Origin of the sequence: Streptomyces sp. NBC_00388 (assembly GCF_036061255.1) — a bacterium.
Classification (GTDB): domain Bacteria; phylum Actinomycetota; class Actinomycetes; order Streptomycetales; family Streptomycetaceae; genus Streptomyces.
On sequence record NZ_CP107948.1, the window covers coordinates 6,216,921 to 6,243,086 of the forward strand.

At 71.3% G+C, this 26,166-nt stretch carries 24 protein-coding genes; 14 read left to right on the plus strand and 10 right to left on the minus strand.

All coding sequences use genetic code 11. The features are described 5' to 3' along the window. Nucleotides 1-153: 153 nt before the first annotated feature. On the plus strand, nucleotides 154-1,503 hold the full coding sequence (locus tag OG917_RS27650) for a nucleobase:cation symporter-2 family protein (RefSeq protein WP_328322231.1): 1,350 nt from the start codon (nucleotides 154-156) through the stop codon (nucleotides 1,501-1,503). A gap of 72 nt (nucleotides 1,504-1,575) precedes the next feature. Here OG917_RS27650 and OG917_RS27655 read toward each other — a convergent pair whose 3' ends face one another. Beyond that, on the minus strand, nucleotides 1,576-2,445 hold the full coding sequence (locus tag OG917_RS27655) for a chitosanase (RefSeq protein ID WP_328320672.1): 870 nt from the start codon (nucleotides 2,443-2,445) through the stop codon (nucleotides 1,576-1,578). A 255-nt stretch (nucleotides 2,446-2,700) separates the two neighbouring features. Here OG917_RS27655 and OG917_RS27660 point away from each other — a divergent pair, with 255 nt between their 5' ends. Continuing rightward, nucleotides 2,701-3,384 (plus strand): alpha/beta fold hydrolase, encoded by a 684-nt coding sequence (locus OG917_RS27660; protein WP_328320674.1) that lies wholly within the window; start codon nucleotides 2,701-2,703, stop codon nucleotides 3,382-3,384. A 51-nt stretch (nucleotides 3,385-3,435) separates the two neighbouring features. Here the strand turns inward: OG917_RS27660 and OG917_RS27665 are convergent, their stop codons facing one another. Beyond that, entirely contained in the window at nucleotides 3,436-3,978 is a 543-nt protein-coding gene (locus OG917_RS27665) for a TIGR03086 family metal-binding protein (protein ID WP_328320675.1), read from the minus strand. A gap of 602 nt (nucleotides 3,979-4,580) precedes the next feature. Here OG917_RS27665 and OG917_RS27670 point away from each other — a divergent pair. Next, nucleotides 4,581-6,110, plus strand: coding sequence for a YfcC family protein (locus OG917_RS27670; protein ID WP_328320677.1), 1,530 nt, complete (start codon nucleotides 4,581-4,583; stop codon nucleotides 6,108-6,110). 31 nt (nucleotides 6,111-6,141) lie between these two features. On the opposite strand, the gene OG917_RS27675 is transcribed toward OG917_RS27670, so the two are convergent. Together OG917_RS27675 and OG917_RS27680 are read right to left on the minus strand one after the other, a co-directional pair. Continuing rightward, nucleotides 6,142-6,903: an aspartate/glutamate racemase family protein gene (locus OG917_RS27675; protein WP_328320679.1), complete on the minus strand. Its 762-nt coding sequence runs from the start codon at nucleotides 6,901-6,903 to the stop codon at nucleotides 6,142-6,144. Between the two features lie 77 nt (nucleotides 6,904-6,980). Further along, nucleotides 6,981-8,543: an NCS1 family nucleobase:cation symporter-1 gene (locus OG917_RS27680; protein WP_328320681.1), complete on the minus strand. Its 1,563-nt coding sequence runs from the start codon at nucleotides 8,541-8,543 to the stop codon at nucleotides 6,981-6,983. A 424-nt stretch (nucleotides 8,544-8,967) separates the two neighbouring features. Here OG917_RS27680 and OG917_RS27685 point away from each other — a divergent pair, with 424 nt between their 5' ends. Continuing rightward, nucleotides 8,968-9,492, plus strand: a complete 525-nt coding sequence (locus tag OG917_RS27685; protein ID WP_328320683.1) for a hypothetical protein — start codon at nucleotides 8,968-8,970, stop codon at nucleotides 9,490-9,492. A 225-nt stretch (nucleotides 9,493-9,717) separates the two neighbouring features. Here the strand turns inward: OG917_RS27685 and aceB are convergent, their stop codons facing one another. Both aceB and OG917_RS27695 read right to left on the minus strand, forming a co-directional pair. Then, nucleotides 9,718-11,340 (minus strand): malate synthase A, encoded by a 1,623-nt coding sequence (gene aceB / locus OG917_RS27690; RefSeq protein ID WP_328320685.1) that lies wholly within the window; start codon nucleotides 11,338-11,340, stop codon nucleotides 9,718-9,720. Between the two features lie 213 nt (nucleotides 11,341-11,553). After that, the gene (locus OG917_RS27695) at nucleotides 11,554-12,123 is read right to left on the minus strand and encodes a nucleotidyltransferase family protein (protein ID WP_443059104.1); all 570 of its coding nucleotides are present in this window, start codon (nucleotides 12,121-12,123) and stop codon (nucleotides 11,554-11,556) included. A gap of 335 nt (nucleotides 12,124-12,458) precedes the next feature. Here OG917_RS27695 and OG917_RS27700 point away from each other — a divergent pair, with 335 nt between their 5' ends. Continuing rightward, entirely contained in the window at nucleotides 12,459-12,767 is a 309-nt protein-coding gene (locus tag OG917_RS27700; protein WP_328320687.1) for a DUF5955 family protein, read from the plus strand. Nucleotides 12,768-12,839: 72 nt separating this feature from the next. Here OG917_RS27700 and OG917_RS27705 read toward each other — a convergent pair whose 3' ends face one another. Then, nucleotides 12,840-13,484 carry a response regulator transcription factor gene (locus tag OG917_RS27705; RefSeq protein ID WP_328320689.1) on the minus strand — a complete coding sequence of 215 codons (645 nt, stop codon included), beginning with the start codon at nucleotides 13,482-13,484 and terminating at the stop codon, nucleotides 12,840-12,842. Further along, the gene (locus tag OG917_RS27710) at nucleotides 13,481-14,686 is read right to left on the minus strand and encodes a sensor histidine kinase (protein WP_328320691.1); all 1,206 of its coding nucleotides are present in this window, start codon (nucleotides 14,684-14,686) and stop codon (nucleotides 13,481-13,483) included. The genes OG917_RS27705 and OG917_RS27710 overlap by 4 nt, the downstream gene beginning before the upstream one ends. Before the next feature lie 135 nt (nucleotides 14,687-14,821). Between OG917_RS27710 and OG917_RS27715 the strand changes: the two genes are divergently transcribed. Further along, on the plus strand, nucleotides 14,822-15,865 hold the full coding sequence (locus tag OG917_RS27715) for an ABC transporter permease (RefSeq protein WP_328320693.1): 1,044 nt from the start codon (nucleotides 14,822-14,824) through the stop codon (nucleotides 15,863-15,865). Beyond that, entirely contained in the window at nucleotides 15,862-16,560 is a 699-nt protein-coding gene (locus tag OG917_RS27720; RefSeq protein ID WP_328320695.1) for an ABC transporter ATP-binding protein, read from the plus strand. Before OG917_RS27715 ends, OG917_RS27720 begins: the two co-directional genes overlap by 4 nt. Before the next feature lie 93 nt (nucleotides 16,561-16,653). Here the strand turns inward: OG917_RS27720 and OG917_RS27725 are convergent, their stop codons facing one another. Further along, nucleotides 16,654-17,457: an IclR family transcriptional regulator gene (locus tag OG917_RS27725; RefSeq protein ID WP_328320697.1), complete on the minus strand. Its 804-nt coding sequence runs from the start codon at nucleotides 17,455-17,457 to the stop codon at nucleotides 16,654-16,656. Nucleotides 17,458-17,754: 297 nt separating this feature from the next. Between OG917_RS27725 and allB the strand changes: the two genes are divergently transcribed. The 6 genes from allB (at nucleotide 17,755) to OG917_RS27755 (ending at nucleotide 24,149) form a co-directional block, all read left to right on the plus strand. Beyond that, nucleotides 17,755-19,092 carry an allantoinase AllB gene (allB, locus tag OG917_RS27730; protein ID WP_328320699.1) on the plus strand — a complete coding sequence of 446 codons (1,338 nt, stop codon included), beginning with the start codon at nucleotides 17,755-17,757 and terminating at the stop codon, nucleotides 19,090-19,092. 388 nt (nucleotides 19,093-19,480) lie between these two features. Continuing rightward, nucleotides 19,481-20,302 carry an AIM24 family protein gene (locus tag OG917_RS27735; RefSeq protein ID WP_328320701.1) on the plus strand — a complete coding sequence of 274 codons (822 nt, stop codon included), beginning with the start codon at nucleotides 19,481-19,483 and terminating at the stop codon, nucleotides 20,300-20,302. Between the two features lie 258 nt (nucleotides 20,303-20,560). After that, on the plus strand, nucleotides 20,561-21,775 hold the full coding sequence (locus OG917_RS27740; protein WP_328320703.1) for a sensor histidine kinase: 1,215 nt from the start codon (nucleotides 20,561-20,563) through the stop codon (nucleotides 21,773-21,775). Beyond that, entirely contained in the window at nucleotides 21,763-22,446 is a 684-nt protein-coding gene (locus OG917_RS27745) for a response regulator transcription factor (RefSeq protein WP_328322235.1), read from the plus strand. Before OG917_RS27740 ends, OG917_RS27745 begins: the two co-directional genes overlap by 13 nt. 4 nt (nucleotides 22,447-22,450) lie before the next feature. After that, nucleotides 22,451-23,632: a cytochrome P450 family protein gene (locus OG917_RS27750; RefSeq protein ID WP_328320705.1), complete on the plus strand. Its 1,182-nt coding sequence runs from the start codon at nucleotides 22,451-22,453 to the stop codon at nucleotides 23,630-23,632. Between the two features lie 43 nt (nucleotides 23,633-23,675). Next, a complete protein-coding gene (locus OG917_RS27755) occupies nucleotides 23,676-24,149 on the plus strand; it encodes a PaaI family thioesterase (RefSeq protein ID WP_328320707.1) in 474 nt (157 codons plus the stop codon). Nucleotides 24,150-24,215: 66 nt separating this feature from the next. On the opposite strand, the gene OG917_RS27760 is transcribed toward OG917_RS27755, so the two are convergent. Then, the gene (locus tag OG917_RS27760; protein WP_328320709.1) at nucleotides 24,216-25,220 is read right to left on the minus strand and encodes a Gfo/Idh/MocA family protein; all 1,005 of its coding nucleotides are present in this window, start codon (nucleotides 25,218-25,220) and stop codon (nucleotides 24,216-24,218) included. A 76-nt stretch (nucleotides 25,221-25,296) separates the two neighbouring features. Between OG917_RS27760 and OG917_RS27765 the strand changes: the two genes are divergently transcribed. Continuing rightward, nucleotides 25,297-26,061, plus strand: a complete 765-nt coding sequence (locus tag OG917_RS27765; protein ID WP_328320711.1) for a GntR family transcriptional regulator — start codon at nucleotides 25,297-25,299, stop codon at nucleotides 26,059-26,061. Nucleotides 26,062-26,166 lie beyond the last annotated feature (105 nt).

Genomic DNA, 26,166 nt, shown 5'->3' on the forward strand with positions numbered 1-26,166 from the left:
AGGTTTCGCACTGATGCAGCAGAAACAGCCGCCGACACCGAATCGACCGGAGCCCCCGGAGCGACCTCCGAGGACCCCGGCACCACTTCAGCGGGACAGGGAGCGACCATCGTGAAGCGTCACCCGGTCGACGAAGTCCTTCCGCCCTTCAAGATGTTCAGCAGCGGCCTTCAGCATGTGGCCGCCATGTATGCGGGAGTTGTCGCCCCGCCCATGATCGTGGGCCCCGCCGTGGGGCTCAGCGCCAAGGAGACCGCTTTTCTCGTAGGGGCAAGCCTCTTCACCGCGGGAATCGCCACCCTGCTCCAGACCCTCGGGTTCTGGCGGGTCGGCTCCCGGCTGCCGTTCGTCAACGGAGTCTCGTTCGGCGGTGTCAGCCCGATGATCGCCATCGGCAAGGGCCGGGGGCACGACGGCATCGCCGTGATATTCGGCGCGATCATCGTGGCGAGCATACTGGGGTTCATACTCGCCCCGTACTTCAGCAAGTTGCTCCGCTTCTTCCCGCCGGTCGTCACCGGGACCGTCATCACCCTCATCGGGGTCTCGCTGCTGCCGGTCGCCTTCGGGTGGGCGCAGGGCACTCAGGGGGCGGCGGACTACGGGTCGATGAAGAACATCGGCCTGGCCGCTCTCACCCTGGTGATAGTCCTGGCACTGCGGAAACTGCTCCGCGGTTTCCTCCAGCAGATCGCCATCCTGCTCGGTCTGGTGATCGGTACGGTCGCCGCGATACCGATGGGCATGACCAGCTTCGACGCGATGCGCACCGCCGACCCGGTCGGATTCCCGACGCCCTTCCACTTCGGCGCCCCGCAGTTCGAGATCTCCGCCATCATCTCGATGTGCATCGTGATGCTGGTCTGTATGACGGAGTCGACCGCCGACATGCTGGCGCTCGGCAAGGTCGTCGGGCGCCCCGCCGACGAGCGGATCATCGAGGGGGGCCTGCGGGCCGACACCCTCTCCAGCCTGATCAGCCCGTTCTTCAACAGCTTCATGGCGAGCGCCTTCGCACAGAACATCGGCCTGGTGGCGATGACCAAGGTGCGCAGCCGTTACGTCGTGGCGACCGGCGGCGGGATCCTGATCCTGCTGGGTCTCTGTCCGATGGCCGCGGCGGCGATAGCACTCGTACCGCTGCCGGTGCTGGGCGGTGCGGGGATCGTGCTCTTCGGCTCGGTCGCCGCGAGCGGTGTCCAGACGCTGGCGGGCGCGGCCATGGAGAAGGGTGAGAACGCCCTGATCGTCGCCACCTCCCTGGGGATCGGGCTCATACCGATCGCGGCGCCGGACTTCTACCACGCGTTTCCGAAGAACGTGCTGGTGGTGCTCGATTCGGGCATATCCACCGGCTGCGTGGTGGCGATCGTGCTCAACCTGGCCTTCAACCACCTGGGACGCCGCAAGGACGCCACGGATGTGGAGACCGCGGGGGAGCCCGCGGTCGACGACAACTCCACGCAGCAGGCCGTCGCCAAGGCGGCCGCCGCACTGCACTGACCGTGGCATGACATTCGGGGCGCGTTCCGCACCACTGGTGCAGAACGCGCCCCGCCCGTTTCCGGTCCCCGGTCAGCTGATGCTGTACGGGTCTCCGTAGACCTTCCAGCTGAGCGGCGTGTGCAGATCCAGGTTGCCGTTCTTCAGGAAGACGCGCTGCTCGGTGTCGACCCGGCTGGTGTCGCTGTGGGCCTCCTCCTGCTGCATCGCCCAGACGCGGGCATCGAGGAAGGCGTTGAGATACGTGGTCTCGTCGCCGCCCTGGGCCGGCGTCTTGGCCTTGGCCAGGGCCCTCTTGCGGATGGCGCCGAAGCTCGTCCCGTCGTCGCCGTCACCGTGCATGACGAGGGCGTCGTAATAGGCGAACTGGCCCAGCACGCCGATGCCGTCCGTCTTGCCCTGCTCGACCGCGGGGTCGAAGTACACCCGGTCGCGCTCGTCGTTCTGCGCGGTCTGGAAGGCCGTGTCCTTGGCCGCGGTCTTCCAGGCGCTCTCGAAGGCGGAGCCGAGGCCCGAGTGGGAGTCGCTGCCGTTGACCTTCTCCAGGGCGGGGAGGTACTTGGCGAGCGGGTTGCCGGGCTCCCGGTCGGTGTACAGCTTCACCAGGTCCAGCATGTCGCCGGTGCCGGAGCAGAATCCGATGATGCCGGCGGTGTAACCGCGCCCGTCACCTATGTCCTCGATGTACTTGTACTGGGCCTTCCAGTCCAGCGAGGAGTTCTCGGCGCTGGAGACCAGCTTCATGGCGATCTCCTTCTTCGCCGGGTCGTCGAGTCCGGTCGCCGCGGCGGAGACCTGCCGTGCGCTGTGTGAACTCACGTGCTGTGCTGGGGCGTTGGCGGCATACGCGGTGGCCGGTACGGCGACCAGCGCCAGCCCGAGCACGGTGCGCGTGAGGATCCGCCTGCTGCGGCCGGCGGAGTTGCGGTGGGGGGTTGTCACGGGTCCTCCAGGGGGAGTTCGTCCGTCGGGGGTTCTGTTAGGAAGCTTTCCTATCAGCTGCCCACGAGGTCGTATAGCCCTGGAGAGAAAGGAGTTGAGCGAATGGAGCATGTCCAGGACCGTTCGTGATCAGTAGCTCGATGATCGAGGCAGGTTCTATGAGCTACTTTGCCCGAATATCACGCCTGGTAATCACGCGATGTCGTTGAGTGACTGCGGCGGAGGTGTCTGTCCTGGCGCGGTAGCGTCTGCGGTATGGACGATCACTCAGTAGTCGATGTCGGCGACGTACGGCTCGCGTACCGCACCTGGGGCGACCCCTTCGGCGCGCCGGTGGTGCTGCTGCACGGCCTCGGCGGGTCGTCCGCGACCTGGGAGGAGACCGGGCGGGTGCTCGGTAACGAATGGCGGGTGTACGCCCTCGACCTGCGGGGACACGGGGAGAGCGACTGGCCGGACACCTACTCGTTCGAGCTCATGCGCGACGACGTACTGGGTTTCCTCGACGAGCTGGAGCTTGACCGGGTCGGGGTCGTCGGCCACTCCATGGGTGGTGTCGTCGCCTACCTGCTGGCCCAGGAGCACGCGGACCGGGTGGAGCGGCTCGTCCTTGAGGAGACCCCGCCGCCGTACCCCAGGGAGGTGGCCGAACCGGTGCGCCCCGAGGCGCCGGTCGACTACGACTGGAACGTGGTGCCCGCCATCCGGGGCGAGATCCGGAAGCCCGGGTCGGAGTGGGCCGACCGGCTCGGCGAGATCGTCGCGCCGACCCTGATCGTGACCGGCGGCCCTGACAGCACCATGCCGCAGGACCGCATCCCCGACATGGCGGCGGCGATCCCCGACGCCCGGACCATCACGATCCCGGTCGGTCACACCGTGCACGCCTTGGCGCCCGGGCAGTTCTCGGCCGCGGTCAGCGACTTCTTCACCAGCTGACCTGCGGGACCGGCGGCTGAGCGGCGGGCCCCCGCGCCCGCCGCGGGGGCACTACGGCTTCCACTCCGGGCTGCGCCCGCTGAGCCCGATCACCCGGTCGAGGAACGGCGCGTCCTGCGGAACGCCGACAGCCGGGCCGAAGGCAGGGGCGCGCGCCGCACCGTCCGCCTGTCCGAGCAGCGCGTACGAGACACCGAGGCTCGCCGGATCGGGTGCGTAGCGCTGGCCGGTCGCACGGGCCAGGTCCCAGCCGTGCACCACCAGCTCGTTCAGCGCGACCCGCCCTGCGACCGGGGCCGGCAGGGTGAATCCGCCCGCCCGGGTCTCGCCCTCCCACGCGGCGGGGGAGCGCCAGGCCGTGATCATCTCCTCCAGCCGGAGGGGCAGCTCCGTGCGCCAGTCCGCGGCCAGCTCGGGGCCCGGCACGCTGCCGGGTGCGGTGTCGGTGTCCGGGCCGAACTCCTTCGCGGCCACGCTGCGGAACGCGGCCGTCAGACCCGCGATATGGGCGAGCAGGTCCCGTACCGTGAAGTCCGGACAGGGGGTCGCGTCGTCCAGCTGCCCCTCGCCCACGGCCCCGGCGAGCTGAGCCATGTGCCGGGCCGGCGGTGCCAGGTCGGGCAGCCCGCCGTCCGGAGTCCTGTCTGCGTCTCTCTGCGTATCCGTGTCCATACCCTTCAGACCGGATCCGGTACGAGAACTCATCGGTCGGGCGGAAAAGCGGAGTCAGCCGGGGCCGTGGGCGCACGATGCGGAGCCCCTGGACCCCGTCCCCGCCCGGCGCGTCGTCGGGGAGTACGACCGCACCGGCGGGACGGCGGACAACGTGCGGGGCCGGGCTCCCTGTGGTCGTGTGGGCGGATGGTCGCAGACACGGGCAACATCCGCCCGGGCAGCCCCGCCCGCACGACGGGCCTGCGGGGCGGCCCCGGTGCGCGGCTCCGGAGCGGACCGGCGGTCACCGCCGTGGGAACCGCCGCCCCGCCGCCCGGCCGTGGCGCGCCGGCCGTGGCGCCGTACGCGACGGCGCCGCCGAACCTCCGTCCTCATGCGCGGCAGGGACCCCCGGAGGCCCGGCGCTGCCGCATCACCCACCCGGCGGCGCCGCGCCCGTCCGGCGCCGCGCTCCCCCTCGGCGTCGCGCTCCGCGTCACCACAGGGGGAGCCGGCCCCGGGCCAGCGGCCGGGGGCGCCCGGTGAGCACGGTCCGGGCCCCGCAGGCCCCTGAGGAGGAACCACCGGAGAAGGGCGGATTCGTCTTCCCGAGCGCCCTCACTATCCTGGCCGCTGTCACCGTCGCGGTCTGGGCGCTCGCCTTCCTCGTCCCGCCGGGCGCCTACGACAGGAACAAGTCAGGGGCGCCGATCCACGGCACGTACCACCGTGTCGCATCCGACCGGGGTCTCGTCCGCAGGCTCGACGACCTCTTCCTCTCTCCGGTCAACGGGCTCTACGGCGTCCAGGACGCGAAAACCGGCCAGGTCGGCCCCGACATGGTCGGCGCGCTCTACGGCAGCGCCGGCGTCTTCCTCTTCGTCATCGCGATCGGCGCCTTCATCACGGTCGTCTTCGCGACCGGTGCGCTCGACCTGGGCATCGGCCGCCTGGCCCACCGGCTCCGCGAGCGCGGAGCGCTTCTCATCGCGGGTGTGATGCTGGTGTTCGCGCTCCTCGGGACGGTGGAGGGCTTCGCCGAGGAGACCCTGGGGTTCTACGGACTGATCGTCCCGCTGATGCTGGCGCTCGGCTACGACCGGATGGTGGCGACCGGCACGATCATCCTGGGCGCGGGGATCGGCGTGCTGTGCTCCACCGTCAACCCCTTCGCGACCGGGGTGGCTTCGTCGGCGGCCGACATCTCCCTCGGTGACGGCATCGTGCTGCGCGCGCTGATGTGGGCCGTCCTGACCTCGGTGACCATCGCCTACGTCATCCGCTACGCGAGGCGGGTCAGAAGGGACCCTGAGCGGTCACTCTCCGGCTTCCTGCCCGGCGACCGGGAACAGAGCGCCACCGGTGCCGAGGAGCCCCCGGCGCTGACCGCCCTGCACAAGGTCGTCCTGGTCCTGGTCGCCCTGACCTTCGCGTTCATGATCTTCTCGGTCGTCCCCTGGGCGAGCGCCCTCACCGGGGACGCAGCCGCCACCCCTTACGGTTTCGAACTGGGCTGGTCCTTCCCCCAGTTGGCTTCGCTCTTCCTGGTCGCCGGGGTGATCGTCGGCATCGTGGCCCGGTTCGGGGAGCAGAGGCTGAGCGCCACGATCGTGCAGGGCGCCGCAGACTTCATCTCGCCCGCGCTGGTGATCGTGCTGGCGCGCGGTGTCACGGTCATCATGAACAACTCGCAGGTCACGGACACCGTGCTGCACTCCATCGAGGGGCTGGTCTCCGGCACGTCCTCTTCGGTCTTCGCCTTCTTCGTCTTCCTCGTCAATCTCCCGCTGGCGTTCCTGATCCCCTCCACATCGGGCCACGCCACGCTCGCGATGCCGATCCTGGCACCGCTGGCCGATTTCGCCGGGGTGTCGCGGGCGCTGGTCGTCACGGCCTGGCAGTCGGCGAGCGGCTGGATGAACCTGTGGGTCCCGACGACCGCCGTCACCATCGGCGGGGTCGCGCTGGCGAAGGTGGGCTACGACAGGTACCTGAGGTTCGTCTGGCCGCTGCTGGCGATCCTGTTCGTGCTGATCGGGGGGTTCGTGGCGCTCGGAGCGGTGTGGACGTGACGCGGGTCCCGGCGTGCGGGCCCGCAGAGGTTCAGCCGGGTGAGTGACCCGCCGCGCGGCCCGCGGCGGCGAAGGCGCCGGCCGGCCAGCCGGTGATCCGTTTGGGACGCGGGTGCGCGTAGGTGCGCACCTTCGAGGTGGAGAGCCCGAGCCGCACCAGCGACTCCGCGAGGGCGACGGCGGCGCTGACGCCGTCCACGACCGGAACACCGGTGCGCCGCCTGATCTGCTCGTCCAGCCCTGCCATGCCACCGCAGCCCAGACAGATCACCTCGGCCCTGTCCTCGTTCACGGCGTACTCGGCCTGGGCCACGATCGACGCGACGGCGGCCACCGGGTCCTCTTCGAGCTCCAGTACGGCCAGGCCGCTGGCCCGGACCGAGGCGCACCGGCCGTAGAGCCCCGCGAGCTTGAGCCGGTCCTCGATCAGGGGAACGGTCCGGTCGAGTGTGGTGACGACCGAGTAGGTGTGGCCGAGGAACATGGCGGTGCTCGCCGCCGCCTCCGTGATGTCCACGACGGGGACGTCCAGCAGTTCCTGGAGCCCCTCCCTGCCGTGCTCGCCGTAGCCGGCCTGGATCACCGCGTCGAAGGGCTCCGGGTAGGAGCGGACACGGTCCATCACCGCGATCGCCGCGAGGTAGCTCTCGAAGTTCCCCTCGATGGACTCGGCGCCGAACCGCGGTGTCAGGCCCACGATCTCCGTGCCGTCCGACGCCACCGACCTCGCCTGTGCGGCGATCGCCTCCGTGATGGATTCGGTGGTGTTCACGTTCACGACGAGTATCCGCATACCGGTGGTACCTCACAGAGGGTCGGGTGGTTCGGCTGGTGGTTCCCGGCGGGCGCAGGTCAGCGACCCGCCCCGGTTCAGTGCACGTTCGGAACGGCTATGGAGGCGCCGGGGACGTCCTGGTGGACGGCGTTCCGGTCCGAGACGCAGACGTACACGGCGGCGGCGATTCCGGCGCCGATGAACCAGGCGAAGGGCGCGACGGGCGAGAACCACGGGACGAGCGCGCAGACGATGGCGGCGACGGCCGCGGGTGCGAAGGCCGCGAGCGCGCGGAGGTTGATCCCGCGTGTGTAGTGGTACGCGGCCGACGTGTCCATGGTGTAGAGCTCGGGCACATTGACCCGGCCCTTCCTGATCAGCCAGTAGTCGGCGATGATCACGCCGAACAGCGGGCCGAGGAAGGCCCCGAGGCCGCCGAGGAAGTAGTTGACGACCGTCGGGTTGTTGTAGAGGTTCCACGGCAGGATGACGATGCCGATCACCCCGCTGACGATTCCGGCGCGCCGGAAGTCGAGCTGCTTGGGGAAGAGGTTGGCGAGCGCGTATGCGGGGGCCACGAAGTTGGCCATGAGGTTCACCGCGACGGTGAGGACGATCAGCGCCAGACTGGCGAGCACCACGAACCAGGTGCTGGGGATGGCCTGCACGACGTCCGCCGGGCTGTTGATGACCTTCCCGTTGATCCTGAACTGGGCCCCGGCCAGCACGACCGTGATGGTCCCGAAGAGCATGATGTTGACGGGAATCCCGCAGAAGTTGCCGATCGTGATCGACTTCCTGCTCTTGCAGGACCGGGTGAAGTCGCAGAAGTTCAGTGCGAACGTGCCGTAGACGGCGACCCAGAGAGAGGCTCCCGCGAAGATCTCGCGCCACATCCTCCCGCCGGTCAGCGGGTGGTTGTTGGAGAGTGCGATGGAGCCGCCGGCCTTCCAGAACATCCAGACGGCGAGCGCGGACAGCGTGAACAGGATGACCGGTCCCGCGAACGCCTCGTACTTCCGCACCATTTCGATGCCGTACATGAGGATGCCGATCTGCACGCACCAGAGGAACCCGAAGGAGATCCAGCCGAGGGTGGACAGGCCGAGGACCGAGTTCTCGGTCAGCCGCACGAACGGGTGGTGCACCGTGATCAGCAGGACGTTCAGTACGTGGGACGCGAGGTACGTCTGGATGCCGAACCATGCGATGGCGACGGCGCCACGGATGAGAGCCGGGATCTGGGCGCCCCGGACGCCGAAGCTGATACGGCTCATGACCGGGAACGGGATCCCGGTCCGCTGGCCCATGTAGCCCGACAGGTTCAGGATCCCGAAGAGCAGGGCCGCGCCGATGGCCAGGGCGAGCAGGACCTGCCAGGCGCCGAGCCCGAGGGCGAACAGGCCGGTGGCGAAGGTGTAGTTGCCCAGGCTGTGCACGTCGTTCGCCCACAGGGTGAAGATGTTGTAGCTGCCCCAGCGGCGCCCGTGGACCTCGGTCGGTGCCAGGTCGCCGCTGTACAGCCGGGGGCTCAGTGCGGGTGCATCGCGGGCCTGTGCCCGGCCGCCGTCCGCCGGCGGGACCGATGCGTCGCGGACGGCGGTGGCGAGGTCGGTGGCGTCGACGGAGGGGGTTGCTCGGGGCGGTTCTGCGCTCATCACCGGGCCACTCATCCTTGAGTAGATTCCATAATGTGGAATATAAGTATCGGGATGCGGCAAGGCTAGATTCGTCCAAGTAGGCTGTCAAGGGATTGTGGCTTTCGCCAACATGCCTGGTGAGCGCGGTTGTGAAGCCCCAAGAAGGGTGAGACCGGGGCATACCGGAGGCTTGGATTCCGGTGTCATTCCTGGGTGGGCCGCCTCGGATCCGCCGTCCGCACGCGCTCCCGCCCGCCGGTGGGCCGGCCCGCCCCGGCCGGGTCCCCGACGCGCAGGCCGTGGCCGGGCGATGGCCAGGCCCGAGGCGTGGCGAGGCGCGGGATGCGGACCTCCGGGCCTCAGGAGCACGGCAGGGCAGCAGACTTGACCCCGGGGCCGCGTGCAGCGCGTGCGAGGCCGGAGTCGCTGACGGGGGTACACGGTGGATCTCGGTTCCGTGCTCATCGCGGTAGCAGGTGTCGGGGGAACGCTGGGGGGATCGTTACTCACCCAGCGGGCCTCGGAGCGCGCGAAGCGCCGCGAGATCGAGCTCGTCAGCGGGCAGGAGGAAGCCCGCGAGAACCGTTCACTGCGGCGGACCTGCTTCGTGGAACTCAACCGGGAAGCACGCCAGTTCACCACGGCGCTCAACCGTCACTTGCATGTCATGAGGGAACGGGACGTGGCGGAGCCGGACCGGGACATGCTCGAAGAGGCGAAGAGAGCTCACCGTGACCGGTACTCCGAAGCGCAGATGATCGCCCCTGACGAAGTGCTGCGGCGTGCGAGCGCCGTCAACCAAGCACTCACCGCGGTCTACGGGCAGGTCAAACGTCTCGAACGCGGTGACCCCCGGCAGGCCGATGCCGTGGAGGCCGCGGCTCGGGCCCAGGACGAGATCTGGGACCTGCTCCGGGCCATGAGGGCTGAGATGCGCCGCGACCTCGGCGTCCCGCCCGGCGCCTGAGCTCCGGCGCTGCGTGCCTGTACCGCCCCGTTCGTCGCCGTGGCGCAGGCCCTGCCGTGCCGGCGGGGACGGCGGTGAGGGGATGACGCCCGGACCCTGCCCCGGCGGATGACGCCCGTCCCGCGTCCTCGCGGATGACGCGTGGCGCCGTTCCGGGGAGAACGGCGAACGGGGCAGCCCCGGCGCCGTGCGGCACCGGGGCTGCCCCGCGTGAGAAGTGGTGCCTCAGTTCCCCAGCTGCTCGTAGGCAGGCAGGGTCAGGAAGTCCGCGTAGTCGGCGTCCAGGGACACGGTCAGCAGGAGGTCGTGCGCCTGCTGCCACTTGCCGGCCGCGAAGGCCTCCTCGCCGATCTCCAGCTGGATCGCGGCCAGTTCCTCCGCCGCGATCTTCCGGGCCAGCTCGGCGGTCGCCTGCTCGCCGTTCTCGAAGACGACGTTCGCGTTGATCCACTGCCAGATCTGCGAGCGGGAGATCTCCGCCGTCGCGGCGTCCTCCATCAGGTTGAAGATGGCCACCGCGCCCATGCCGCGCAGCCAGGCCTCGATGTAGCGGATACCGACCTGGACCGCGTTGACCAGGCCCTCGTACGTCGGCCTGGCGTCCAGGGAGTCGATCGCGATCAGGTCACCCGGTGCCACCGCGACGTCCTCGCGAAGCCGCTGCTTCTGGTTCGGGTTCTCGCCGAGGACCGCGTCGAACGACTTCAGGGCGATCGGCACGAGGTCCGGGTGGGCGACCCAGGAGCCGTCGAAGCCGTCGGCGGCCTCGCGGTCCTTGTCCGCCTTGACCTTCTCGAAGGCCACCTTGTTCACCTCGGCGTCGCGCCGCGAGGGGATGAAGGCCGCCATGCCGCCGATGGCGTGCGCGCCGCGCTTGTGGCAGGTGCGGACCAGGAGTTCGGTGTAGGCGCGCATGAACGGCGCCGTCATCGTCACCAGGTTGCGGTCCGGGAGGACGAACTTGGCGCCGCCGTCACGGAAGTTCTTGACGATGGAGAACAGGTAGTCCCAGCGCCCCGCGTTCAGCCCGGAGGCGTGGTCGCGCAGCTCGTAGAGGATCTCCTCCATCTCGTACGCCGCCGTGATCGTCTCGATCAGGACGGTCGCGCGGACGGTGCCCTGCGGGATCCCGACGTAGTCCTGGGCGAAGACGAAGATCTCGTTCCAGAGGCGCGCCTCCAGGTGGGACTCGGTCTTCGGCAGGTAGAAGTAGGGTCCCTTGCCGAGCTCGACGAGACGCTTGGCGTTGTGGAAGAAGTACAGGCCGAAGTCGACCAGCGCGCCGGGCACGGGGCGGTCGTCCAGCACCAGGTGGCGCTCGTCGAGGTGCCAGCCGCGCGGACGCATCACGACGGTCGCGAGTTCGGCGGCGGGCTTCAGTGCGTACGACTTGCCGGACCCCGGGTCCGTGAAGTCGATCCTGCGCTCGTAGGCGTCGGTCAGATTGAGCTGGCCTGTGACAACGTTCTCCCAGGTGGGGGCGGACGCGTCCTCGAAATCTGCGAGCCAGACCCTGGCGCCCGAGTTCAGGGCGTTGATGGTCATCTTGCGGTCGGTCGGGCCGGTGATCTCGACGCGGCGGTCGTTCAGCGCGGCCGGAGCCGGCGCGACCTTCCAGCTGTCGTCGTCACGGATGCTCGCGGTCTCCGGGAGGAAATCGAGCGAGGACGTCCGGGCGATCTCGGCACGGCGCTCGGCACGGCGGGCGAGCAGCTCATCACGGCGGTGGGTGAACCGCCGGTGCAGCTCGGCCACGAAGGCCAGGGCCGCATCGGTGAGGACCTCGTCCTGCCGGGGCAGGGGCTCGGCATCGACGATGGCCAGCGGAGACGGCGCTGGTGCGGACATGAGCTGTCACTCCTTCAGCGGGCGGTATCTGCGGCCGCAGGACTCTCATGGTGGCACGGAGTGCCAAGGGGTCGCGATACGGTCGCGGGCGCTCTGTGAGACACGGAGCGCTTCTGACGTGTGGATACTAGTTTCCTCATAGTGGAAGTTCAACGCTATGTTGACATCGAGATTCTCCGGATCGACAGAAGCCGTCGCTGAGTGCCAGGTCGGTCACTCCAAGTGGAACAGGTCTTCGACGGTGTCGATGTCGTACGCCTCGGCGATGTCGGAGCACTCCACGAGCGTGATGTCCCGCTCGTGGGCCTTCAGGTAGCTGCGGGCCCCGCGGTCCCCGACCGCCGTCGCCGCGATGTCCGCCCAGCGGTCGGCGCCGAACAGTACGGGGTGGCCCCGCTTCCCGTCGTACGACGCTGCCACGAGGCCGGCCGGGGAGGAACCCGCCGCCCGGACCCGGGCCACCGCCGCCGGCCCGATCCCCGGCTGGTCCACCAGGAGGACGAGGGCGGCGTCCGCACCCGACGCGGCGAGCGACGCGAGTCCGGCGCGCAGGGAGGTCCCCATGCCCTCCTCCCACCGGGGGTTGTCCGCCTGTACGCATCCGGAGAGGTTGGCCCGTTTCCGGACGTCGTCCGCCGCCGCGCCCAGGACGACATGCACCGGACCGCAGCCGCCCTCGCGCAGCACCCGGACGGCATGTTCGACCAGTGGCCGGCCGCGGTGTTCCAGCAGGGCCTTGGGGCGGCCGCCCAGCCGCCGGCCGCCGCCGGCGGCGAGCAGCAACCCGGCGACCACCGGCCCGGGGGGCCGGTCCGCGCCGTGCGGTGCCGTCCGCGCCCCGGCTTCCGCGGCTGCTTCCCTGCTCGTTCCGGGCGTCCGGCCCTGTTCCGACTGCCCGTGTTCCGTGTGCACTCGCGACTCCGCTTCCGTCTCCCGCGTGTCCTGCATGAGGACTGGATACCTCATGTCATCACCTCGTCCGGCTGAATTCCCGTCGTGGAGTGGCGAGAACGACGCGCGGTGACGTTAACTGACTCGTGACCCGCGGTGTCCGACCAGCACCACACGGTCGAACCGCCGCAGGGAACAAACGGCACAGAGTGGTGCGAGGGGGAGCTTTGTTGCGAAGTGCGGGGCAGAAGCGCGTAACAGGGACCAGTGACGACCCCAGAGTGACGGGGCTCGGCGCGTCCGTCTCCCGCCTCCGCCGTGAACTGGCCGCTCACCCGGCTCAGTTCGCGGACCGGGCCATCGCCGAGGAGGAACTGGCCGCCCTGGAGACGATGGCGCGGAGCGGGGTGCCCGACATCCTGCCGCTGCGCCGTTCCCTGCTCCTGGTCGCGGGGGCGATCGGCTCGGTCAGCGCCCTCGCGGTATCGCTCTCGGAGGTCCGAAACGCGGTGGAGCTGTTCGGATCCGGCTCCTGATCCCGGTCCGCCGAGCCGTGCCGGACGGGGGCGCCCGGCGGTTCTTCCTCCGCGGTCCGAACGGCAGGGCCGTCAGTGTGCCGAGCCACCGGCCCGGCGGATGAGCCGCCGCGCCGAGGCCGCGGCCACCGCGGAGGTCCGGGAGTCGACACCCAGCTTGGCGTAGATGTGCACCAGATGGGATTTCACCGTCGCCTGGCTGAGGAACAGCTCCTTGCTGATCTGCTGGTTCGACAGACCGTCCGCGACCAGCTGCAGCACCTCCAGCTCACGGCGGGTGAGTGACGCGCCCGGCGCGCGCATCCGGTCCATCAGCCGGTGGGCGACGGCAGGTGCCAGCGCCGAGCGGCCCGCCGCCGCCGTGCGCACGGCGGCGGCCAGTTCCTCCGGCGGCGCGTCCTTGAGCAGATAGCCGGACGCGCCCGCCTCGACCGCGGCCAGGATGTCCGCGTCCGTGTCGTACGTCGTCAGCACCAGGACCCGCGGCGCTCCTGCGACGGAGGCGATCAAGGCCGTCGCCTCCGCTCCGTGCATGCCCGCGCCGAACTGGAGATCCATCAGGACGACATCGAACTCTCCCGAAGCGGCCAGCTCCACGGCCCGTTCGGCGGTTGCCGCCTCCCCGCCGACCCGGAAGCCGGGCTCGGTGTCGAGGACGGCGCGCAGCCCGGCCCGGACCACCGGATGGTCGTCCGCGAGCAGCAGCCGGATGGTCATGACGACACCCCTCCGGATGCGGGCACCTCGCCGGATTCGGACAGCGGCAGCGTGACCGCGACGGCCGTCCCCTGGCCCGGTGCGGACTCGACGGCGAAGGTGCCGCCCAGTGATTCGGCGCGCGAGCGCATGGCGGGCAGCCCGAAGCCGCTGTCACCCGACGCGGGCTCGGCGCGCAGCGGATCGAAGCCCGAGCCGTCGTCGACGACGTCCAGGGCGACAGCGGTCTCCATGAAGCTCAGGGTGATCTCGGCCCGGGAGGCCCCGGCATGCCGGACTGTGTTGGCGAGGGCCGACTGCGCGATGCGCAACAGCGCCACCTCGTACGGTGTGGGGAGCGCGGCCGGTGTCCCGCTGGTCGAGAAGCGGACGCGCGGTCCTGGCCCGTCTGTGCAGAGGCGGTCGAGTGCGGCCGCCAGCGAACCGTGCTCCAGGGCGGGCGGCGACAGTGCCCGCACGAAGCGGCGGGCCTCGGCCAGATTGTCCTGCGCCGCCTGCCTGGCCTGTTCGATGTGGGCGGCGGCTGGAGCGCCGGGGGGCAGGGTGCGTCCGGCGGCCCGCAGCAGCAGCTGGATCGAGGAGAGGCCCTGCGCGAGCGTGTCGTGGATCTCCCGGGCGAGCCGCTCGCGCTCGGCCAGGGTGCCTGCCGCCCTCTCGGCGTCGGCGAGTTCGGCCCGGGTGGCGATCAGCTCCTCGATGAGCCGGCGCCGGCTCTCACTCTCGCGGTAGAGCACCTGGTAGCCGAGGGCGGTTGCCACGGCGACCGCCGCCCCCAGCGGCGGACCGATGAAGGCGCCCGGATTGAGGGGTGCACCGTGTCCCACATACGAGGCGATGGCCGCGCCCGCCGTCAGGGCGACCACAGGTACCGACCACCGCACCGGCAGCAGGTGCAGCTGGAGGAAGTACAGCGGGAACGCCACCCACAGGCCGTCGGGGGAGACGATGAGCAGCCCCGCCCAGGCCAGGCCCAGCACCCCGAGCCAGACGGCGGCGGACCGGCGCGAGGCCCGTACCGCCGGCCGGACCGCACCCGCCGCGTACACGGCGCCGAGCACTGCCGCCGCTGCCACCACCCCGGGTGTGTTCGCCGCGTGGCCGGCGAGTGCTCGCGCCGCGGCCAGTGCCAGCAGCCCCGCCATCAGCAGGTGGAGGCAGAGCCGCAGGACGAGCAGCGCGGGCGTCAGTGCACGTGGATCCATGATCCGTCCAGCGTAGGCGGATCGTCCCGGAACGCCCTCAATCGAAAGTTTGATTGCCGGCTCCGTCTTTTGATCCGCGCGATGCCATCCGTGGCGCGATGCCCACGCGCCCTCCGTGCCAGCAGGGTTGGGTCCATGTTCGTCGCATGGAGAGATCTGAGATTCGCCCGGGGAAGGTTCGCCCTGATGGGGACGGTCATCGTGCTCATCACCCTGCTGGTCGGCCTGCTGTCCGGGCTGACCGCCGGACTGGCCAGGGACAACACGTCGGCCGTCACCGGCCTGCCCGCCGACCATCTGGCCTTCGCCGCGCCGCCGGCGGGGCAGTCCGCTTCCTTCACCGGGTCGCAGCTGGCCCAGCGCGCCTGGCGGACCTGGGCCGCGCAGCCCGGGGTGACGGGTGCGCAGCCCCTCGCGATCCGCACCGGCAACGCCGAAGCGGGGAGCCGGACCGCCGCTGTCTCGGCGTTCGCGGTGCGGCCCGGCTCCGGCCTGGCCCCCGGGGAACCCGGGATCTCAGGTGTGGTGCTCTCCAGGGGCGCGGCGGACGACCTGGGCGCGGCGGCCGGTGACACCGTCACGGTCGCGGGACGGAGCCTCACGGTGACGGCGGTCGCCGGGGACGACTCGTACAGCCACACGCCCGTCGTGTGGACCTCGCTCCGTGCGGGCGAGAAGGCAAGCGTGGTCGCCCTGACCACGACGGCGGGGGCCGGCCTCGGTGCGGGAGACCGGGCGGCCGGTACGAAGACGCTCACCCTGGACGGCTCGCTGAGCGCGCTCCCCTCGTACCAGGCGGAGAACGGTTCGCTCCAGCTGATGCGGGGTTTCCTCTTCGTCATCTCCGCCCTGGTGATCGGTGCCTTCTTCACGGTCTGGACGATCCAGCGCAGCGGCGACATCGCGGTGCTGAAGGCGCTGGGCGCGTCCACGCCGTATCTGCTGCGCGACGCACTCGGCCAGGCGGTGCTGATACTGCTGGCCGGGACCCTGCTCGGCACCGCTGTGGCCGCCGGGATCGGGGCCGTCGTCCCCGGGAGCGTCCCCTTCGAACTCGACCCGCTGACCACCGTCGTCCCCGCTGCCGTGACGGTCGTCCTCGGGGTGCTGGGCGCAGCCCTGTCCATCCGGCGGATCACCTCCGTCGACCCCCTGGCCGCCCTCGGGAGCGCACGATGACCCTGACCCTCGACGATGTGACGCTGAGCTACCCGGACGGCGACGGCCGGGTGGTGGCGCTGGACTCGGTGACCCTCGATGTGGCAGCGGGTTCGCTGACGGCGGTGGTCGGGCCCTCCGGATCGGGCAAGTCCAGTCTGCTGGCCGTGGCGGCGACACTGGTGACCCCCGACCGGGGCCGGGTGGTCGTCGACGGAACGGACACGGCTTCGCTGAGCAGCGCCGGGAAGGCGGCGCTGCGGCGTGAACGCATCGGGATCGTCTTCCAGCAGCCCAATCTGCTTCCCGCGCTGACCGCCGCCGAGCAACTCATGGTGATGGCGCATCTGGCGGGCCGGCCTCACGGGCAAGCCCGGGGGCGTGCCGGGGAGTTGCTGGACGCGGTGGGCCTGGCCGGCCAGGCGGACCGGCGTCCGCACCAGCTCTCCGGCGGTCAGCGGCAGCGGGTCAACATCGCCCGCGCCCTGATGAACGAGCCCTCGGTCCTGCTGGTCGACGAGCCCACCAGCGCCCTCGACCACGAGCGGGGGGCGAGCGTGCTGGACCTGCTGGTCACACTGACCCGGGCGCGGGGGACCGCGACCGTGCTGGTCACCCACGACCACGCGCATCTGGACCGGATGGACCGTACGGTGTCGATGGTGGACGGCAGGCTCACCGTGCCGGTAAGCCGGGCCACTACGCCGGGTGCCTGAATCAGGAACCGTACGGACCGGGGGCGGGTACCCGACCGCCGGCCGGCACGGTGGTGCGGAATCGGCCGGGCCCCGGCCGCCGGTCCGCCGGGCTCAGCTCTGCTGGGGCGCCGCGCTGGCGAGGGTGGCCGAGAGTTCGAGCGCGATGCCTTGCAGGATCGGCACGATCCTCTCGGTGGCCTCCTCCGTCACCCGGCCCGCCGGGCCCGAGATGGAGATCGCGGCGGCCGTGGGGGAGTTGGGGACCTGGACCGCGAGGCAGCGGACCCCGATCTCCTGTTCGTTGTCGTCCACCGCGTAGCCCGCGCGGCGCACGACGTCCAGCGCGTCCAGGAACCCCTCGGGTGTGGTGATCGTCTTCTCGGTTGCGGCCGGCATCCCGGTCCTGGCGAGCAGCGCCCTGACCTCGGGCGGTGAGGTGTGCGCGAGCAGTGCCTTGCCGACGCCGGTGGAGTGCGGCAGGACCCGCCGCCCCACCTCGGTGAACATCCGCATCGAGTGCTTCGAAGGGACCTGCGCCACGTACACGACCTCGTCCCCGTCAAGCAGGGCCATGTTCGCCGTCTCGCCGGTCTCCTCGACCAGTCGCGCGAGATAGGGGCGCGCCCAGGTGCCCAGCAGCCGGGCCGATGACTCGCCGAGCCGGATCAGGCGCGGGCCCAGGGCGTAGCGCCGGTTGGGCTGCTGGCGTACGTAGCCGCAGGCGACCAGGGTGCGCATCAGCCGGTGGATCGTGGGCAGCGGCAGGCCGCTGGCGGCCGAGAGCTCGCTCAGGCCGACCTCTCCGCCCGCGTCGGCCATCCGCTCCAGCAGATCGAAGGCGCGCTCCAGGGACTGCACGCCACCGCTCGGTGCTGCGGTCTTGGCGTCGGGTGCGCTGGCGTGGGACTGCGGCACGGCGGCGGTCCTTTCGAGGCGGGCGGGGCAAGGCGCCAGCCTACCGGGCCGCGGTCCGCGGTCTCCCCTCAGCCGACCGGCGTCGGGGCCGGTCAGGACCCCTTTGTCCGGATCGGGGCGCCCGATGGGTACGATCCGGACCCAGGCGCACCACGAGAAGCACATTCCGGTAGCCGAAATTTGGCTTTTGCTTTGTGGAATCATCCAGGCGGCCGGTCGACTCTTGACGAGCCACGGTGTGCAGCGAACACTCCATTACTGGAATGTGAATTTCGCTATATGGAAAGAGGGGCCCGGGTGTCCATCACCGAACTGGTACTGCGCTCGACGCGTGTCATCACCCCCCAGGGGACACGCGCCGCATCGGTCGCCGTCGCCGAGGGGAAGATCGCAGCAGTGCTGCCCTACGACGCGGAGGTGCCGGACGGCGCCCGGCTCGCGGACTTCGGGGATGACGTGCTGCTGCCCGGCCTCGTCGACACCCATGTCCACGTGAACGACCCGGGCCGCACCGAGTGGGAGGGCTTCTGGACCGCGACCAGGGCCGCCGCCGCCGGCGGGATCACCACCCTGCTCGACATGCCGCTCAACTCGCTGCCGCCGACCACGACCGCAGACAACCTGCGGACGAAGCAGGATGTGGCCCGCAGCAAGGCGCACATCGACGTCGGCTTCTGGGGTGGTGCGATCCCCTCCAACGTCAAGGATCTGCGCCCGCTGTACGACGCCGGGGTCTTCGGCTTCAAGTGCTTCCTGTCGCCTTCGGGGGTCGAGGAGTTCCCCGAGCTCGACCAGGAGGAGCTCGCCCGCTCCATGGCCGAGATCGCCGGCTTCGGCGGGCTGTTGATCGTCCACGCCGAGGACCCGCACCAGCTGGCCGACGCCCCGCAGCGCAGCGGCCCGCAGTACGCGGACTTCCTGGCATCCCGCCCGCGCGCCGCCGAGAACGCGGCGATCGAGGGCCTCATCGCACTCGCCCGCCGGCTGGACGCGCGGATCCACGTCCTGCACCTCTCGTCCAGCGACGCGCTGCCGCTGATCGCCGCCGCCAAGAACGAGGGCGTCCGGGTCACCGTGGAGTCCTGTCCGCACTTCCTCACCCTGACGGCGGAGGAAGTCCCGGACGGGGCAACGGAGTTCAAGTGCTGCCCGCCGATCCGTGAGGCGGCGAACCAGGACGCGCTCTGGCAGGGACTGGCCGACGGGACGATCGACTGCATCGTCTCCGACCACTCGCCCTGCACCACCGATCTCAAGACCCCCGACTTCGCCGACGCCTGGGGCGGGATCTCCTCGCTCCAGCTGGGGCTCCCGGCGATCTGGACGGCGGCGCGCGAGCGCGGGCACAGCCTCGAAGACGTGGTGCGCTGGATGTCCACGGCCCCCGCCGAGCTCGCCGGGCTGGGCGGCAAGGGTGCGATCGAAGCCGGCCGGGACGCCGATTTCGCGGTGCTCGCGCCGGACGACACGTTCACCGTCGACCCGGCCGAGCTGTACCACCGCAACCAGGTGACCGCGTACGCGGGGAAGACCCTGTACGGGGTCGTGCGCTCCACCTGGCTGCGCGGCGAGCGGATCGCGGAGAACGGAGTCCTGGGTGAGCCGGTGGGCCGGCTGATCGAACGCAACAGCTGAGTCTGCCGCTCCCGGTCTCCCGGGATGTCCGGCAGCCGGGGAGCCCGCACCCGGGCTCCGGACGGCCGGAGCCGGGGAGCGCGGCAGCACCTGATGCCCCGCTCCCGGGCGGGGGGATCCGGGCGGTCCGGTCAGCGCGGCGTGCCCGGTGGGCGGCGGACGGCCGGGACCGTGCCCGGTGCCGAGACGGCACGGTGTGCCCCGTCCACCGGTTTCGTCGGTAGTGTTCGCCTGCGCCGGCGAAGCGGCGGACGGCCGCCTCCGCCAGCAGGAAACGGACTGCGAGTCCGGTCGGCGCGGTCCGGAACCGAACGACCGGTGCCGGCCGTTCACCTGCCGGTGCGGACGTACCGGCCCGCCCATCCCCTGCCCTCAAGGAGAACCGGCCGTGACCCTCCAGCAAGAGATCGTCGGCAACGCCATGCAGATGGCCGTCGTCAGCCTTCAGCCAGGTCAGACCGTCTACTGCGAGGCGGGCAAGTTCCTCTTCAAGACGTCGAACGTGAGCATGGAGACCCGTCTCTCCGGCCCCGGCGGCGGCGGGCAGGGGCCGGGCGGTCAGCAGGGCCAGTCCGGCGGTATGGGCGGGATGCTCAGGCAGGCCATGGGCACCGCGATGCAGGTCGGCCAGCGGGCCCTGGCGGGCGAATCGCTCGCCTTCCAGTACTTCGCGGCCACCGGCGGCGAGGGCACGGTCGGTTTCGCGGGCGTGCTCCCGGGTGAGATGCGGGCCCTGGAGCTGAACGGCTCCCGGGCGTGGTTCGCCGAGAAGGACGCGTTCGTGGCGGCGGAGTCCACCGTCGACTTCGGTATCGCCTGGCAGGGCGGCCGGACGGGCCGCAGCGGTGGTGAGGGCTTCATCCTGGAGAAGTTCACCGGCCGGGGCACCGTGATCATCTGCGGCGCGGGCAACTTCATCGACCTGAATCCGGCCGACTTCGGCGGACGCATCGAGGTCGACACGGGCTGCATCGTCGCCTTCGAGGAGGGCATCGAGTACGGGGTCGAGCGCATCGGCGGGCTCAACCGCCAGGGCATGATGAACGCCGTCTTCGGCGGCGAGGGTCTTTCCCTGGCGACGCTGGAGGGCAACGGCCGCGTCATCCTCCAGTCGCTCACCATCGAGGGCCTGGCGAACGCCCTGAAGAAGGCGCAGGGCGGCGACAAGCAGGGACCCACGGGCGGACTCTTCTCCACGAACATCGGCTGAGCGCTGTCCCGGAGCAGGACGGGCCCCAGCCGGACAGGACCCAGCCGGACAGGATCCAGCCGGACAGGACCCAGCCGGGACAGGACCGGAAGGCCGGGTCCCAGCCGGACAGGACCCGCAGGACGGGCCGCATCCCCGGCAGGCCGGAAGGGGAACGCGCGGCCCGCCGGGGGTCCGAAGGTCTCGGTGGCCGCGACTTTGGTCTCGACTGCCGCCCGGGACCCCGCGCCCGGACCGCCGGCTGCGTAACGTGTCGATATGACGCGTTCGGAGTACCCCTGGCTGCTGCCCTCGGCCCTGGCGGACCCGGAGCCTGCCGCCGACCGCGAGCGCCCGCGCCGGACGCTGCGCGACTGGATCGTGGACTTCACCGCTTTCCTGCTGGCGGGCGCCGTGGGTGTGGTGGCCCTGGACTCCATCAAGAACGGCGCGGGCTACTCCGGCTTCGACAGCGTCGTGGACCAGGTGACGGGCGTCGCCTCCTGCTGTGCGCTGTGGCTGCGCAGACGGTGGCCGGTGGGACTGGCGGTGGTCCTGGTCGTGGCGAGCGCGTTCGCCCCGCTCGTGGCCGGGGCCGTGCTGGTGGCGCTGTTCAGCCTGGCCGTGCACCGCAGGTTCCGTCCGGTCCTGGTGCTGGGGATCGCAGCGGTGGCGGCCGGGGGAGTGCAGGCCGCGCTGCGCCCCGATCCGACCATGTCCTGGATCCGCTCGACGCTCTTCGGCACGGTGCTGATCCTGCTGGTGATCTTCTGGGGGATGTTCGTACGCTCCCGGCGTCAGCTCGTCGTGGTGCTCCGCGAACGCGCCCACCGCGCCGAGGCGGAGGCGGACCTCCGCGCCGCGCAGGCGCAGCGGCTCGCCCGGGAGGCCATCGCCCGTGAGATGCACGACGTACTGGCGCACCGGCTGACCCTGCTCAGCGTCCACGCCGGAGCCCTGGAGTTCCGGCCCGGCGCACCCGCGCCCGAGGTCGCCAGGGCCGCCGGAGTGATCAGGGACAGCGCCCACGAGGCTCTCCAGGACCTGCGCGAGATCATCGGCGTACTGCGGACCCCCGGCGAGGGCGAGGAGAACCGCCCGCAGCCGACCCTCGCCACGCTCGAAGTCCTGGCCGGCGAGTCCCGGCAGGCCGGGATGGAGGTCGTCATGGAGAACGGGGTCGCGGACCCCGCCACGGTTCCCGCCGCGACCGGGCGCACCGCCTACCGCATCGCCCAGGAAGGGCTCACCAACGCGCGCAAGCACGCTCCGGGCGCCGCGGTGACGGTCACGGTGGCGGGCAGCGCCGGGGCCGGGCTCACGGTGGAGGTACGGAATCCGGCGCCGCCCGGCGACGTGCCGAAGGTCCCGGGGTCCGGCCAGGGGCTGATCGGGCTCACCGAGCGTGCCACTCTCGCGGGCGGCCGTCTCGACCACGGCGCGGTGGAAGGGGGCGGCTTCCGGGTCGCCGCCTGGCTACCCTGGCCCACGTGACCATCAGGCTTCTCGTCGTCGACGACGACCCCCTCGTACGCGCCGGACTCTCCCTCATGCTCGGCGGCGCCGCCGACATCGAGATCGTCGGCGAGGCGGCGGACGGGTCCGAGGTCCCGGAGCTGGTGGCCGCCGTCCAGCCCGATGTGGTCCTGATGGACATCCGGATGCCCGGCGTCGACGGCCTGACGGCGACCGAACGGCTGCGCGGCGCAGCCGGTGCGCCCGAGGTCGTCCTGCTCACCACCTTCCACGCCGACGAACAGGTGCTGGGGGCCCTGCGCGCGGGGGCGGCCGGGTTCGTACTGAAGGACACACCGCCCGCCGAGATCGTCGCGGCCGTCCGCAGGGTGGCGTCCGGCGATCCGGTGCTGTCGCCCGCGGTCACCCGGCAGCTGATGACCCATGTGGCGGGCGGTGCCGCCGATGAACGGGCGGCGCAGGCCCGCGCGCGGCTGGGCCGGCTCTCCGACCGCGAAAGGGAGGTGGCGGTCGCCGTCGGCCGCGGCGAGTCCAACGCGACGATCGCCTCCGCCCTCTATCTGAGCGTGCCGACGGTCAAGACCCAGGTGTCGCGCGTTCTGGCGCGGCTCGGCCTCAACAACCGTGTCCAGATCGCGCTGTTGGTCCATGACGCGGGCTTCCTCGACGGAGGCAGCGACGTAGGCTGAGGCGATGACGCTGATCGATCTGCGGCAGGACACTGCGGACTTCAACGCGAATCCGTACCCGTACTACGAGAAGATGCGCGCCGCCGGGCCGGTGCACCGCATCCGCAGCGAGGACGCGGACAGCGTCTGGCTGGTCGTCGGTCACGAGGAGGCCAGGGCCGCGCTCAACGACCCCCGGCTCGTCAAGGACGCCCGGCGGATCAACGGCCGGCAGGACGAGTCGGGCGGACTCTTCACCAACATGCTGGACGCCGACCCGCCCCAGCACACGCGCCTGCGCAAGCTGGTGGTGCGTGAGTTCACCGCCCGCCGCATCCAGGCGCTCCGCCCGCGCGTGCAGGAGATCACCGACGCCTGCGTCGACGCGATGCTGGCCGCCCAGGACCGCACGGCCGATCTGGTCGACTCGCTGGCGTTCCCGCTGCCGATGACCGTCATCTGTGAGCTCTTCGGAGTGCCCGGCCTCGACCGGGCGAGTTTCCGGGTCTGGTCCAACGAGCTGATCGCTCCGACCGGAGGCGACCAGGAGAGCGCCGCGGTCGTGGCGATGAGCGACTACCTCGTCTCGCTCATCGAGGCCAAGCGGGACCGGCCGGGCGAGGATCTGCTGAGCGCACTGATCCGGGCCCGCGACGAGGACGGCGAGCAGCTGTCGGCCAGGGAACTCGTCGGAATGGCCTTCCTGCTGCTCGTCGCAGGCCATGAGACCACCGTCAACCTGATCTCCAACGGGATACGCGCCCTCCTGGCGCACCCGGAGCAACTGGCCGCGCTGCGCGCCGACATGAGCCTGCTGGACGGTGCGGTCGAGGAGATGCTGCGCTACGACGGCCCGGTGGGGACCGCCACCTACCGGCACGCGGCGGAACCGCTGCGGATCGGCTCGGCCGACATCGCGGCGGGCGAGCCCGTACTGGTCTCGCTCGGTTCGGCCGATCGCGACCCGGCCCGGTTCCCGGACGCCGACCGGTTCGACATCCGGCGCGCCCCGCAGGGCCACCTCGCCTTCGGACACGGCATCCACTTCTGCCTCGGCGCGCCGCTCGCCAGAATGGAGGGCCGGATCGCCGTCCGCACGCTGCTGGAGCGCTGTCCCGGGCTGGCACTCGACCCGGACGGCGGCGTCTACGACTGGATTCCGGGCCTTCTGATGCACGGGGTGCGCAAGCTGCCGGTGCGCTGGTGAGGCCGGGACAGCGGCCCGGAGCCCGGCCCGCGGGAGCGGGGCGATGAGCGAACCGGACCTGGAGCTCGCGCGCCGGACACTCGACGCGCAGCCGTTCAGCCGTCTGCTGGGGGCGCGCGTCACCGCGTTCGGCGGCGGCGCGGCCGTACTGGAGGTCGGCGTCCGCGACGAACTCCTCCAGCAGAACGGCTTTCTGCACGGGGGAGTGCTGGCGTACGCGGCGGACAACGCCCTGACCTTCGCGGCCGGGACCACGCTGGGGGTGGCCGTCCTGACCGGCGGTTTCTCCATCCAGTACGTACGACCGGGTGCCGGACGCACACTCATCGCGCGCGCCCGCGTGGTGCACACCGGACGACGTCAGGCCACCGTCCGCTGCGACCTGGTCATGGTGCGCGACGACGGCGATGAGGTGCTCTGCGCCGTGGCCCAGGGGACTGTGCTCGCCGCCGCGCCCGCGACGCGGCCGGACCCCGCCCCCGACCCGGCCGAATCAGGCCCGGCCGCTCCGGCCTGAACCGACCCGCTCGCGCCGGCCTGATCCGACCTGCCGTCAGGTCCGGTTCCCGCCCGGCCTGCCGGGTCAGCCGGTGCCGGGCTCGTCGGTACGGACGGGGCGCCGCTCCCGCCGGGACAGCTCGCACGCCTCAGCGACACGCAGCGCGGCCAGCGCCTCCCGGCCGTCGCACGGGTTGGCGAGTTCACCCCGGGCCACCCGCAGAAAGGCGTCCAGTTCGGCCTCGTATGCCGGGCCGAACCGCTCCAGGAAGCCGGGCCACGGCCGGCCCGCGGGCGGCCGGCCCGCGGGCCCGGCCGAGGTGAGCGGGGTGCGGTCGCCGAGCCCCACCGCGATCTGGTCCCGTTCACCTGCCAGTTCCATCCGGACGTCGTAGCCCGCGCCGTTGCACCGGGTCGCGGTCGCGGTGACGAGGGTCCCGTCGTCCAGGGTGAGCAGCGCGGCGGCCGTGTCCACGTCACCGGCCTCGCGGAACATGGCGGGTCCGGCGTCGGAGCCGGTCGCGTACACCTCTGCCACCTCGCGGCCGGTCACCCAGCGCACCATGTCGAAGTCGTGCACCAGGCAGTCCCGGTAGAGCCCCCCGGAGAGCGGCAGATACGCGGCGGGCGGCGGCGCCGGATCGGAGGTGAGCGCGCGGACGGTGTGCAGCCGGCCCAGCGACCCCGAGCGCACCCGCTCACGCGCCGCCGCGTACCCGGCGTCGAAGCGCCGCATGAAGCCGAGCTGGAGGACGGTGCCCGCCGCTTCGACCTCCCGCAGGGCGTCCAGGGTGCCCGGCAGGTCGGTGGCGACCGGCTTCTCGCAGAAGACCGGCAGACCGGCGCGGGCGGCCCTGCCGATCAGAGCGGCGTGCGAGGCGGTCGCCGAGGCGATGACGACCGCGTCCACGCCCCGGGCGTAGACCTCCTCGGCCGTCGGGACAGCCGTCGCGCCGGTCCGCCGTGCGATGTCGCGGGCGCGCGCCGGGTCTGCGTCCGTCACCACCAGCGCGCCGACGTCCCGGTGGCCACTGAGCACCTTCGCGTGGAAGGAACCGATGCGGCCTGTGCCGATGAGTCCGATACGCATGGACCCCAACGTGGCCGGAGCCGCACCCACTGTCAAGCCTTTGTCCTGACAACCGGACCTGGGCTACCCTCTCGGCGTGTCCAAACCCGTGGCCGACCCCGCCCTGAGCCTTGAGCTCGGCGTGGACCGCAGCAGCCCGGTCCCGCTGTACTTCCAGCTCGCCCAGCAGCTGGAGTCGGCCATCGAGCGCGGCCGGCTCGTCCCGGGCAGTCTGCTCGGCAACGAGATCGACCTCGCGGGAAAGCTCGGTCTCTCGCGCCCCACCGTCCGTCAGGCCATCCAGTCGCTGGTCGACAAGGGGCTGCTGGTGCGCCGCAGGGGGGTCGGCACCCAGGTGGTGCACGCCCAGGTCAAGCGTTCACTCGAACTGAGCAGCCTCTACGACGACCTGCTCGCCGCCGGCCAGCGCCCCGCCACCCGGGTGCTGCGCAACGAGTCCGCCCCCGCGACGGCCGAGGCCGCCGCCGCGCTCGGTGTGCCGGAGGGCAGCCAGGTGCGGTATCTCGACCGGCTCCGGCTCGCGTACGGCGAACCCATGGCGCATCTGCGCAACTACCTGCCCGAGGGGCTGCTGGCGCTGGACACGCCGCGGCTGGAGGCCACCGGCCTGTACCGGATGCTGCGCGCCGCGGGGATCACCCTGCACAGCGCCCGTCAGTCGGTCGGCGCGTGCGCCGCCGGCGCCGAGGAAGGCATACGGCTCGCGGAGCCCGAGGGGGCTCCGCTGCTGACGATGGAGCGCACCACGTACGACACCACAGGACGGGCCGTCGAATTCGGCACGCACACCTACCGCGCCTCGCGGTACGCCTTCGAGTTCCAGCTGCTGGTGCGCCCCTGACGCGACCGCCGCACGGCTGCCCGGCTCGTCAGGATGTTCTGACAAACCATTGACGGCGCCCGGTGCCCGCCGCTAGAACTCCTCTGCCGCAACCCGGCGGCGAGG